Origin of the sequence: Flavobacterium hibernum, assembly GCF_000832125.1 — a bacterium.
Lineage (GTDB): Bacteria > Bacteroidota > Bacteroidia > Flavobacteriales > Flavobacteriaceae > Flavobacterium > Flavobacterium hibernum.
Genome location: NZ_JPRK01000011.1, coordinates 100,260 through 113,281, shown reverse-complemented (window position 1 = coordinate 113,281; position 13,022 = coordinate 100,260). Strand labels below are relative to the sequence as shown.

Below are 13,022 nucleotides of genomic sequence, written 5' to 3'. Positions count from 1 at the left end.
TAAGTTATTTTGCTGTATTTTGGATTTCTAATTCCAGTGATATTTACTTTTATCTACTTGCAATGTTGCTTTTTGTTTTGTCATTTCATCTCATAGAAAAACATCGAACTATCGTAAAACTAAATGCTAAAAATTAAATTCAAAGTGTTTGCAATGGAAAAATGGTGAGTTTTAAAGGTAATTTAAAGGCTATCTAAATCTTACATTTTAAAGACTTTCTAAATATTAAATAAGAGAATGGATTTTTTTGTTTAATTTCATTTTTCAAATTTCACAGCTCATGTTACGATTTACTAAAACTCTATTCTTTCTGATTTCTCTTTTTTGGATGGTTTCTTCACAAGCTCAAAATGAGGTATATTCAAGCGAAACAACACAGGAAATTGCCGATACTACTTTTGTAAATTTAAGAGATTACAGCAGCGATTTTGTTTATGATATGAAATATGCTACCGAAGATAATTTTCTAAAAGCCAAAGTATACGATTGCGCCGAGTGTATGTTGCGCTATAAAACAGTTAAAGCATTAATAGCAGCCAATAAAGAGTTTATGAAAGACAACTGTAAGATTAAACTTTTTGATTGTTACAGACCTTTATCAATTCAGCAAAAAATGTGGGAGATTGTGCCAAAGCCAGAGTATGTTGCTGATCCAAAAAAAGGCTCCATCCATAATAGAGGAGGAGCCGTTGATATTACTTTAGTCAATGCTAATGGAGTAGAACTCGAAATGGGAACTTCTTTTGATTTCTTTGGGATTCAGGCAAGTCATAATTATAAAAAATTGCCCGTATCTGTAAAAGCAAATCGAAAATACCTGAAAGATATAATGATAAAAAATGGCTTCAACTCATTTGATTCAGAATGGTGGCATTATAATTTGAAAACAGGTTTAAAAGATAATGTTTCCAATCAAAAATGGGATTGCAATTAATTATTCAACACATCTAATGTTTTCGATGAAATACGTATTGGGATGATAAACTTTACCATTCAACTCCGAAGTTAAGTCGGCTTTTACAATATAATCTTCTGTATCTGTTAAGTATTTAATTCGCATGATTGAGATTGGAGATTTTTTTAGTTCTTCAAAATTATCTTTCATAAACATAAAAATTCCTGTGTTTACACGGTTATCAAAACCTTTATCATCGCGAATAAGCGTTCCGCAGTTTTCTTGGTTAATATGCATTAGCGTAACGATTTTTCCGTTTTCTAACTGCAAAAAGATTTTTGAGTTTTTATCGAAGCAATTCGCTTTTATAAAATCTTTGCTTTTTTGAATCAATTGTAAATTTAAAGTTGGTAAACCATCTGTCTGAGCCAACGAAAAGAAGATGTAATTAAAAGTACCACCAAAATACTTTTCGCTAACCATATATTCGTTAGTTACTTTATAACTACCAATAGAGTCATTTACATTTGCACTGTATTCACACGGTTTTTGGGCAAAAGCAGTAAAGGTTAATAAAAAAAGGGTTAGTGTAATTAGTTGTTTCATTTTTAAGTTATTTTTCTGCAAATTAAAACTATTTTGTTATCATTTTTATCAGTTGTAAAAAAACAATACAAATTTCCTCCATTTTTTATTTTCCATTTTTTTCGAATGTTTTCTACCGTGTCCGGAAAGTTTCGCGTTGTGATATTTGCTTGCTGATTAGCAAGTTCAGATTTCATTTCGTTTTTACTGTAACCAATCACTTTTTCGACTTCAAAACGACGTCCCGGAAAATCGATTAATTCATCAGAAGTATATAAATGAGAATGTTTGTGCAGTTTATTAATGTCAAAAATAGTGCTGACTTCATCAAAACCACCAGATTTCATAATGGCCGAATTTGGCTCGTAAACATACTTTTGTGGTAAATGATACGATGCGTAAACAGTTTCGTCGCCCAAAACAAATTCAAAAGTTTCAATCTTTTCTTTTAAAATATTGGCTGTTTTAATCGTGATTTCGCCTTTGTAATGATTGTGAATTTCAAACAGCAATTCTTTTACTTCATTTTCAAGTGCAATAATATGAATGTTTTTAACGAATTTGAGTTCAGATAAACCTGCCGAGATATCTAATAACGGAGCAGTTTTTATTAAAATAGAGTTGGCTTTCTCAAAATAGAAATCTAATAAATCCGGAACGTTTGGCAAACAGTCTTTTAGCATAAAAACTTTACCTTTAGCATCGTTTCTACGCGAAGGATCAATGTAAATCCAATCCCATTTAAAACCTGATGCAGCTTCGTTTAAGATGTTGGCAGAATCATCGGCATAACAAAAACAATTTTTTACACCTAATTGTTCAAAATTATATTTTACAATCTCCGATAATTCTTCATTGATTTCGCAATGTGCAACGACTTTAAATTTTTTGGAAAAGTAATAATCATCAACACCAAAACCTCCCGTAAGATCAATTAAAGTTTTTCCTTCAATTAAGGAAGCTTTATAAATTGCCGTTTTTTCAGATGAGGTTTGTTCTACAGATATTTTACTAGGATAAATAATGTTTTCAGTCGAAAACCAAGTTGGTAATTTTTCCTTTGCTTTAGATTTTGCTCCAATTTGATTTAGAATTAAAATCCAATCTATTTCAGGAAAAGGGTTTTTCTGAAGTGCTAATTTTGAAACTAAAACGCCACTATTTTCAGTTATAAAATCTTGAATATCCTGGCGTAATATAATAGTGTTCAATGCTAAATTCTTTCGGTTAATACAGATACAACTTTATTGTTAGGAAAAAATTCTTTTAAAATTACTTTTACCATCGTAAAAACCGGAATTGCAATGATCATTCCAACAATCCCAAAAGTAATTCCACTAATTAAAGTTACCAAGAATATTTCTAACGGGTGCGAATTTACACTTTTTGATGAAATTATCGGTTGACTGATGTTATTATCAATAGCCTGAACCAACAAAAATCCGATGATTACATATATTGTTCTCGGAAGAATTTCGGTCTGAAAATCACTTCCAATCATGCTAATCATAGTTAAAAGTCCAGCCAATATAGTTCCAATTATTGGCCCTATGTATGGAATAACATTTAAAATGGCGCATAAAAAAGCTATTACAAACGCATTCTTATTTCCAAAAATCATTAAAACAATTAGATATAAAATAAATACCACCGTTAATTGTAGTAGTAAACCAATAAAGTATCGGGTTAAAAAATGATTTATTTTTGCGATAGAGTTTAATATTTTATCCTCATTTGTGTCAGGAAGAATTTTTCTGGCACTTAGTTTAAAAGCATCCTGATCTTTAATAAAGAAAAAGGTGATAAAAAATACAGATACCAATCCCATTCCCATATTTGCCATAAAACCCAAGATTGAATTTAGAAAACCAGTAAAATAGGTAAAGTCAATAATAGACGTAATTTTAGAATCTTTTAGAACTTTATTTAAATCTACATGTTGAATATTAAAATAAGCTTCAATCGTATGTTCGGTTTCAATAAACTGCTGCTGTAAACTGTTAGTATCTAATAAAGATAAATTATTGGCTTGTGAAATTATTAAAGGCACAAATAATAATATAAATCCAACGATCGCCAGAATAAATAAAATAAGAGCAGTTGTTGCAGCAAGCGAGTTGCTAAATTTTAATCTGTGTTTTAAAAATTGTACCAACGGATTTGCAATTAAACACAATATTAGCGAAATACATAAATAAACAATTACAGTTTGTATTTCGTATAAAAAGTATAATACGGCCGCTACAATCAAGATAGTTGCTAAGGCTCTTAAAATTCCGTTCGAAATATTTTTTGATGTTGTCATGATTCTAATTTAGATGCTAAATATAGGAAAAAGCTTTTTAAATTTTAGTGAGAAACAAAAAAAAGCGAGATGATATTATCTCGCTTTTAGTTTTATTATTTTGTTGTCTTTTAGATTCCAAAAGCTGCTCTTGGACCACCGGAAGCAAATATAGCGGCCATTCTGCTTTTTTGCCCTTGCGAGAACATATACATAGCATTATCATCAACATAATCCATATAATTCATAGTCATTTCTACAGGAGTTCCTGTGCAAGTGCTATAATGAGGATATGCAGGAACACCGTAATTTTCTTCATTATGAGTAGGAGTATCTGCTACTAAATCGCTTCCGCAATTTGCATCTCCCCAAATATGACGTAAATTCATCCAGTGACCTACTTCGTGAGTTCCGGTTCTTCCTAAGTTGAATGGTGCATTTGCAGCGCCAGATAAGCCAAAATACTTAGAATCAATTACAACTCCATCTGTAGCAGATGCGCCACCAGGAAATTGTGCATAACCTAAGATTCCGCCACCAATGGCACATGACCATAAGTTAAGTTTTGTAGTTGGAGATGTTGGCGCAAGACCTCCTTGAGCCGTTTTTTTCATCGCATCGTTAGTTCCCCATGAAGTTTTGGTAGTCGATTTTCTAATAATCTGATCTAAAACAAATGTAATTCCAACATTAGCTTTTACCCCTGCAAAAAGAGCAGGAACATTATTGTAATCTGAGTTTAATGCATTGAAATCTTTGTTCAGTACATCAATTTGCGATTGAATTTGCGCGTCAGAAATATTCTGAGCTGCGGTTCTGTATAAAACATTTACAACAACCGGAATTTCGATTTTTCCATTTACAAGACGATTGGTAATCAAACTCCTGTTTGTAAAAGCTTCAATTTCATTCATTCTGATGGCTAACATCGGATCAGCTTTCAATTGAGCTTCTAACACTTGTTGTGATGCACATGCACGACGTGTTGCTGTATTAGTTTCTGAACCAGTAGATTCAGTTTGGTCATTTTGGCAAGCAAACAGCATTAACGCTGCAAGTGCGGTAAAAAGAACTTTTTTCATAATAATTTGGGTTTTTGTTATAAAAAATTAAATTTGGTTATTTATAACGCAATTTTATAACAAAATGATGTTGTAGCAAAATTTTTACAATAGAATATTTGTGAGAATTTTACAAACCCTTACAAACACTGATTCCTATAAAAAATGATTAAAAAATATTGATAAGTTTTTTCTGTCTTTTTAATTTTTTAAATGCATTTTGTCGTGATTATCTGTATTTCAACGATTATTTTATCAAATCAATTTGATGTAAAAAAAGGAAATGGTACTTCTAAAGGAAATTTTAGAGTTCAGTTTTTATAAAGAAGTAATCTCATAAAGGGCAATGCTCGCAGCTTGCACAACATTCATACTGGAGTTTTTTCCGAACATATTTATGTGTACAATTTGGTTCGAAATTTTTAAAAGTTCATCAGAAATCCCATCAATTTCACTTCCTAGCAATAGGGCTATTTTTTGATTTTTAGGAATTACAACTTCTTTTAGCGGTTTACTATTACTTGCAATTTCCAAAGCAATAATTTCAAAGTTGTTTTGAAGTAAGTAATCAACCAAGTCAGTTGTTTCTTCAATAACAATATGTGGTACATGTAAGTGTGTACTGCGTGAGGTTTTGTTTATTTTTCGGGGAGTTAATGGAATATCTTTTCCTAAAAAAATAATATTCTCGACACCAAAAGCTTCACTAATTCTAAATAATGAACCAATATTTTGTTGAAAGTAAATATGATCGCAAACCAGTGTAATTGGAAACGTTTTTCTTTCAAATTGATTTTCTTCGTGAGTTAGTTGCACTTTGTAGCGTTTAATTGGTAAAAATATAATTGATAATGTTGGCGCCCATTTTTAAAGCTTTTTCTCTAGCAGCGGCAGTGTCATTATGTACTTCAGGATCTTCCCATCCATCACCTAAATCACATTCGTAAGTATATAAAAGGACTAATTTATTGTCTACAAAAATTCCAAAAGCTTGTGCACGAGTACCATCATGTTCGTGAATTTTTGGTAAACCGTTCGGGAAAGGATATGGTTTTTGAAATATTGGATGATTTGCCGGAAGCTCTATTAAATTATTGTTTGGAAAAATCTTTTTAATTTCTTTTCGAATATATTGATCCATTCCATAGTTATCATCAATATGAAGAAACCCACCGCCATTTAGATAATTTCTAAGATTAGCAACATCATCATCACTAAAAACCACATTTCCGTGTCCTGTCATGTGTACAAAAGGATACGAAAGTAAATCTGGATTACTAGGCTCAACAGTAGATGGTTTTGCTTTTATTTTGGTGTTAATATTAGCATTACAAAATTTGATCAAATTGGGCAATGATGTTGGATTTGCGTACCAATCGCCACCACCACTATATTTTAGCAATGCAATTTCTTGTGAAAAAGAAGAAATTGAAAAAAGTAACAATAAGTAAACTATACGTTTCATATAATGATAAATTATTATGTAATATTTTTAAACGCTTTTTTGTCTTTCCTTTTTTTTTGTCATCCTGAGCGAAGTCGAAGATACACTAGTAACTCCGAACAGAATGTTGTCAATCTTTGTCGATCAACGAGTGAGATCTCTCGTTCCTCGAGATGACAAAACTAGCGTCATTGATGGGAATAAAGGACTTTAATTCGTTACTTCATTATAAAAAACAACACTATGGCAAGCCACAATCGCAGCAGTTTCTGTACGTAAACGAGTATTTCCTAACGCAACGGGCTGAAAATTATTTTCTAAAGCCAATGCAATTTCTTTATCAGAGAAATCTCCTTCTGGACCAATTAAAATTGTTACGTTTTCATTTGGTTTCAAAACTTCTTTTAAAGATTTTTTATCTGTTTCTTCGCAATGCGCGATTAATTGCAAGCCGTCATTTTTTTGTTTAATGAATTCCTTAAAAGAAATAGCTGGATTTAATTTTGGCAAAAAAGTTTCGTTAGATTGTTTCATTGCCGATAAAATGATCTTTTCAAAACGCTCTAAATTAATCACTTTTCGCTCAGAACGATCACAAATAACTGGAGTAATTTCCTGAATTCCAATTTCGGTAGCTTTTTCTAAAAACCATTCAAAACGATCGTTCATTTTGGTTGGAGCGACCGCCAAATGCAAACGGAATTTTGGTTCCGGAGATTTTGTTATCGAAAGAACCTTAACAATACATTTATTGTCTGATGCTAAAGTAATTTCGGTTTCGAATAATAAACCAAAACCATTGGTAACGTGTAATATATCTGAATCTTTTTTTCTTAAAACCTTTATAATGTGTCGGCTTTCTTCTTTATCAAAAGAAAAGCTTTCAGTTCTTTCATCAATATCAGGATTGTAAAATAATTGCATAATTTAAAATTGAATTCGCGCTTTCGAAACAACTGCTGAAGTTTCAAAACGACTTGATAAATATTTTTGATATCCTACAATTCCTATCATTGCAGCGTTATCGGTTGTGTATTCAAATTTAGGAACAAAGGTTTTCCAACCGTATTTTCCTTCACTTTCTTTTAATCTGGTTCTAATTCCTGAGTTTGCCGAAACTCCTCCGCCAATAGCGATTTGTTTGATTCCGGTTTCCTTAACCGCTAATTTTAGCTTGTCCATCAAAATTTCGATAATTGTGTATTGAATAGAAGCACAAATATCATTTAGATTTTCTTCGATAAAATTTGGATTCTCTAATTTTTGCTTCTGAATAAAATATAGAATTGCTGTTTTTAATCCAGAGAAACTAAAGTCTAATCCGGGAACTTTTGGTTTCGTAAAAGCAAAAGCTTTTGGGTTTCCTTCTTTTGCATATTTATCAATCAATGGCCCGCCTGGGTAGGGAAGACCAAGAATTTTTGCACTTTTATCAAAAGCTTCTCCAACGGCATCATCCGTAGTTTCTCCAATAATTTCCATATCAAAAAAGCCATTTACTTTTACAATTTGTGTATGACCGCCACTTATGGTTAAAGCTAAAAACGGAAATCCAGGTTTATCAAAACCTTCTTCGTCTATAAAATGAGCCAAAATATGGGCATGCATATGATTTACAGCAATCAACGGAATGTTTAAGGCCAATGATAACGATTTGCTAAAAGAGCTTCCTACCAATAATGACCCCATTAAGCCCGGACCTTGTGTAAAGGCAATGGCAGTTAATTGATCTTTTTGTACATTTGCTTTACGAAGTGCGGCATCTATTACGGGTACAATATTTTGTTGATGTGCTCTCGAAGCCAGTTCAGGAACTACACCGCCATATTGCGTGTGAATTAACTGGTTGGCAACAACATTTGAGAGTACTTTGTCGTTATGTAAAACCGCGGCAGCAGTATCGTCGCATGAACTTTCGATGGCAAGAATAAAAACCTCTGAATTTTGCATATAAAGGCACGAATTTTGAATTATATTTGACAAATCAAATATTTGATTTTCTTTTATTATAAGGAGAAGCCAAAATTAAAGAATTTTTATCAAAAACAGCCGTTCTTTGTCTGTTCAAAATAAATTTAAAAGAAAACTAAAATAAAAGAGCTATCAGAAAAGTAAAAAAAATAATATCACGAACCCTAATTGGGTTAATTTTACTTTTGTTAGCACTGGCTATCATATTGGCTTTGCCTGTTGTTCAAACAAAAATCGCAAAATACATTACCGAAACTTTAAACGAAGATTTTAAAACCGATATTTCTGTAGAGAAAGTTGCGATCAATATTTTTGGTGGTGTAAAACTCAAGAAGGTGCTCATTCTGGATCATCACAAAAAGACTTTAATTTACTCTGATATTATTACTACTGATATTGTAAGTGTAAAAAGATTAATCGATGGTGATTTAATCTTTGGCGATCTGCGTTTAACAGGATTGATTTTCAATTTGAAAACTTATAAAAACGAAGACGAGAACAATATTAATAAGTTTATCAAACGATTTGAAACTAGTCCACAAAGAACCAAATCGAGTAAGCACTTTTTGTTAACAGCAAAGAATGCTTATATTTCTAAAGGAGCTTTTTCTGTTATTGATGAAAATAAAGCGACACCTAAATTTCTGGATTTTAAAAAGTTGAACGCGTATATAAGTGATTTTAAACTTTATGGGCCAGATGTAAATACTACCATTCATAGGTTTTCATTTTTAGATCATCGTGGTTTGTACGTTTCAAATTTTGCAGGAAAATTTAGTTATACCAAAAAGCAGATAAAAGTTGAAAATTTGGCTATAAAAACCAAAAGATCATCAATTTACGGATTGGCTATTCTAAATTATAAAATAGAGGATTTTCTTGATTTTACAGATAAAGTAAAGTTTAATGTTGTTTTAGATTCTGCTTCGTTAGCGTCTAATGATATTCGCTATTTTTACGATGGTTTAGGTAAAAATCAGCACTTTAAAATTAAAACAAAAATACGAGGAACATTAAATGATCTTAATTTAAGACATCTTAATTTGAGTGATACAAATGGTTCTAAGATTAATGGTACCATAAATTTTAAAAATCTTTTGGGGAGCAAAACTCAAAAGTTTGCAATGGACGGAAAGTTTGATAAACTTGTTTCAAGCTATGATAATTTAGTCGTTTTATTGCCAGGTATTTTAGGAAAGAAACTTCCAAAAGAACTTCAGCGCGTTGGTAAATTTAATATTGTTGGAAAAGCAAAAGTTTCGACAACGGCTTTGGAGGCTAAATTTAAAATGGTTACCGACTTAGGTAATGGTGAAGCCGATTTACACATGAATAATATTGATTTTATCGATAAAGCATCTTATTCCGGAAATGTAATTCTGGAAAATTTTAATGTTGGTGCTTTGTTAGATCGAAAAGATATTGGAAAAACGACCTTAAATTTAGATGTTGATGGTGTTGGTTTTACTGAGAAATATCTAAACACGATTATAAAAGGTGATATCGCAAAACTGGATTATAATAAATATACTTATAATAATATTGTAGTTAATGGAAACTTTAAATTGCCCTATTATAAAGGACAAGTTTCTATAAATGATCCAAATTTAAATTTGACTTTTGATGGTTTGGTTGATTTGAGTAAACGCGAAAGTAAATACGATTTTCATATTAATGTAGAAAATGCCGATTTGCGTAAACTTAAATTTGTAAGCGATTCTATATCTTATTTTAGAGGTGATGCAATTGTTGCTGTTAGCGGAAATTCTATTGAAAATCTTCAGGGAAGCGTTTCGATCAAAGATGCTGTTTATCAAAATCCAAAATCAACGTATGCTTTTGATGATATTACAGTAAACTCTAATTTTGATGCTGATAAGTTGCGTACCATAACAATTAGCTCCAATGATGTTGTGAATGGAGAGATAGTTGGTAAGTTTCAGTTTGCACAATTGGATAAATTAGTAATGAATTCAGTTGGAAGTCTTTATACGAACTACAAGCCTTACAAAGTTAAAAAAGGACAATTTTTGCGTTTCAATTTTCATGTTTACGATAAAGTTGTTGAAATGCTGTATCCGGAAATTAATATTGATTCGAGTACTGTGGTGCGCGGAAAAATTGATGCCGATTTACAGGAGTTTAAGTTCAAATTCAACTCTAAAAAGATTACCGCAGCAAAAAATACATTTGATAATATCAGAATCAATGTCGACAATAAAAATGCGCTTTATAATGCTTTTGTCGAGTTGGATAGTATTAAAACTCCATATTATAAAGTACGTGATTTTAACTTAATCAATGTAACATCAAAAGATACCTTGTTTGTTCGATCTGAGTTTAAAGGTGGCGAAAAAGGCGAGGATTATTTTAATCTCGATTTGTATCATACTATTGATAAGAATAAAAATAATATTGTTGGTATCAAGAAATCTGAAATGAAATTTAAAGATTATCTGTGGTATTTAAATGAAGATGAAGAGAAAGATAATCAGATTGTATTTGATCAATTCTTTAAAAATTTTACCATTGACAATATTATATTATCCCACGAAAATCAGAAAATCGATTTAAATGGTGTAATAAAAGGAAGTGACTATAAGGACATTGTACTGAATTTTGAAGATGTTGATATCAATAAGATTACACCATTTAATTCTAAGTTTGTTTTTAATGGTAACTTAAATGGAAATGTCAATTATAAGCAGAATAAGAATGTTTTTCAGCCAACGGCATCCATTGTAATTGATCATCTTAATTTGAACAAGACTGATTTAGGAACTTTGAATTTTGATATTGCGGGAGACGAAACTTTTAAAAAGTTTACCATAAACTCGTCTATTCAAAATGGATTTGCAGAATCGTTTAGAGCAGGCGGAACTTTTGCAATCGAGAATAAGGAAACTTTCCTGGATTTGAATTTAAAACTGGAAGGATTTAATCTGGCTACTTTAGGTACAGTTGGAGGAGATGTTTTGTCTAACATTCGCGGATCAGTTTCGGGTAATGCTGCGGTGGTCGGGAATCTTAAAAAACCGGAAATAAACGGACGATTGTATGTTGAAAAGGCTGGAATGACAATTCCGTATCTTAATGTGGATTATGAATTGAGCGATCGTACCGTAATCGATTTAACAGATGAGAAGTTTTTGTTTAGAAATAATCAGCTTACCGATACAAAATACGGAACTAAAGGTTTGTTAAACGGAAGTATTGAACATCATAATTTTGGCGATTGGAAATTAGACTTAAATATTACCTCAAAAAGATTGGTGGCACTTGATACAAAAGATAGTGAAGATGCGGCGTATTTTGGTACAGCATTTATAAATGGATCTGCGAGCATAAAAGGACCAACAGAAAGTTTGTTTATAAAGGTAGACGCCAAATCTGAAAAAGGAACCGAAGTCAAGATACCTATTAATAATGCCCAGAGTGTAGGAGAGAGTAGTTGGATTCATTTTGTAACGCCAAAAGAAAAATACAACCTAGCAAATGGTATTGTAGAAAAGACAAGAAACTATAATGGTCTGGAACTGGAATTTGATTTTGATATTACGCCAGATGCAGAGGTCGAAGTAATCTTAGATAGGAATTCCGGACATGGTATGAAAGGAAAAGGTTATGGATCGTTGCTGTTTAAAATTAATACACTTGGTAAGTTTAATATGTGGGGAGATTTCCAGGCATACGAAGGAACATACAACTTTAAATATGGTGGATTAATCGATAAAAAATTCACCGTTAAAAAAGGAGGATCTATTATTTGGGAAGGAAACCCGATGAAAGCACAGTTAAATCTAGAAGCAGTTTATAAAACTTCGGCAAATCCGGCTGTATTGCTTGATAATACATCTTCGTTCAATAAAAAAGTACCTGTAGAAGTTGTGATAGGTTTAAGAGGAGATTTAACAAGTCCGGAGCCTAATTTTGATATTCAGTTTCCATCCGTAAGTAATGTATTAAAATCTGAAATACAATATAAGTTAGATGATAAAGATATTCGTCAAACGCAGGCATTGTATCTATTGTCTACAGGTTCGTTTATGAGTACAGACGGATTTAGTCAGGGCGATTTGTCAGGAACACTTACAGAAACAGCATCTAGTTTGTTAGGAGGTATTATTAAATCAGATAACGATAAAGTCAACATCGATTTAAATTACATATCTGCTGATAAAAGATTGGGTCAGGAAGCAGATGGACAATTTGTTGCAAATATAACCTCTCAGGTAAATGAAAGAATCACTATAAACGGAAAACTAGGAGTTCCGGTTGGAGGTGTTAATGAATCTGCGATTGTTGGAGATATCGAGATATTATACAGAGTAAATGAAGATGGCTCAATGAATCTTCGTTTATTCAATAAAGAAAATGATATCAATTATATAGGACAGGGAATTGGTTATACTCAAGGAGTTGGTATTTCGTACGAAGTAGATTTTGATACCTTTAGTGAGTTGGTTAATAAACTCTTTAAAAATCATAAATTAGAAAGAGCTAAAAAAGGTTCTTCGGATGATTTACAAGATTCATATTTAAATCCGGACTTTGTTAATTTCTCTAATAAAAAAGATGCCGAGAAGAATAAAAAGAAACCGGATAAGAAGGAGGAAGAGAAGAAAACTACTCAGCCGCAAAACAATCAAGGATTAATTCCTGATAATGATTATTAACTGATTTGTTAAAAATATATTATATAAAACCATTCACTGCGGTGAATGGTTTTTTTTGTGCTAATTTTAAAGATTGATTTTTTTAAAGACGTTGATATGAATAGTA

General features: G+C 31.6%; 10 protein-coding genes. 2 read left to right on the top strand and 8 right to left on the bottom strand.

Annotated features, from left to right (window positions below; genetic code table 11):
* The first annotated feature begins 280 nt into the window (after positions 1 to 280).
* Positions 281 to 934, top strand: coding sequence for a M15 family metallopeptidase (locus tag IW18_RS13345; protein WP_041518382.1), 654 nt, complete (start codon positions 281 to 283; stop codon positions 932 to 934).
* Here the strand turns inward: IW18_RS13345 and IW18_RS13340 are convergent, their stop codons facing one another.
* The 8 genes from IW18_RS13340 to tsaD all read right to left on the bottom strand — a co-directional run bounded on the left by IW18_RS13340 (position 935) and on the right by tsaD (position 8,219).
* On the bottom strand, positions 935 to 1,501 hold the full coding sequence (locus IW18_RS13340) for a hypothetical protein (RefSeq protein ID WP_041518381.1): 567 nt from the start codon (positions 1,499 to 1,501) through the stop codon (positions 935 to 937).
* A gap of 2 nt (positions 1,502 to 1,503) precedes the next feature.
* Positions 1,504 to 2,691 (bottom strand): THUMP-like domain-containing protein, encoded by a 1,188-nt coding sequence (locus IW18_RS13335; protein WP_041518380.1) that lies wholly within the window; start codon positions 2,689 to 2,691, stop codon positions 1,504 to 1,506.
* A gap of 2 nt (positions 2,692 to 2,693) precedes the next feature.
* Entirely contained in the window at positions 2,694 to 3,785 is a 1,092-nt protein-coding gene (locus IW18_RS13330) for an AI-2E family transporter (protein ID WP_041518379.1), read from the bottom strand.
* 110 nt (positions 3,786 to 3,895) lie between these two features.
* The gene (locus IW18_RS13325; RefSeq protein WP_041518378.1) at positions 3,896 to 4,846 is read right to left on the bottom strand and encodes a zinc metalloprotease; all 951 of its coding nucleotides are present in this window, start codon (positions 4,844 to 4,846) and stop codon (positions 3,896 to 3,898) included.
* 297 nt (positions 4,847 to 5,143) lie between these two features.
* Positions 5,144 to 5,641 (bottom strand): TrmH family RNA methyltransferase, encoded by a 498-nt coding sequence (locus IW18_RS13320; RefSeq protein WP_041518377.1) that lies wholly within the window; start codon positions 5,639 to 5,641, stop codon positions 5,144 to 5,146.
* Positions 5,642 to 5,651: 10 nt separating this feature from the next.
* Positions 5,652 to 6,290, bottom strand: a complete 639-nt coding sequence (locus tag IW18_RS13315) for a DUF4159 domain-containing protein (protein ID WP_041518376.1) — start codon at positions 6,288 to 6,290, stop codon at positions 5,652 to 5,654.
* 189 nt (positions 6,291 to 6,479) lie between these two features.
* Complete coding sequence (locus tag IW18_RS13310) at positions 6,480 to 7,193, bottom strand: 16S rRNA (uracil(1498)-N(3))-methyltransferase (RefSeq protein ID WP_041518375.1); 714 nt, start codon at positions 7,191 to 7,193, stop codon at positions 6,480 to 6,482.
* Positions 7,194 to 7,196: 3 nt separating this feature from the next.
* A complete protein-coding gene (gene tsaD / locus IW18_RS13305; RefSeq protein ID WP_041518374.1) occupies positions 7,197 to 8,219 on the bottom strand; it encodes a tRNA (adenosine(37)-N6)-threonylcarbamoyltransferase complex transferase subunit TsaD in 1,023 nt (340 codons plus the stop codon).
* 152 nt (positions 8,220 to 8,371) lie between these two features.
* Between tsaD and IW18_RS13300 the strand changes: the two genes are divergently transcribed.
* Entirely contained in the window at positions 8,372 to 12,916 is a 4,545-nt protein-coding gene (locus tag IW18_RS13300; protein WP_438359803.1) for a translocation/assembly module TamB domain-containing protein, read from the top strand.
* Positions 12,917 to 13,022 lie beyond the last annotated feature (106 nt).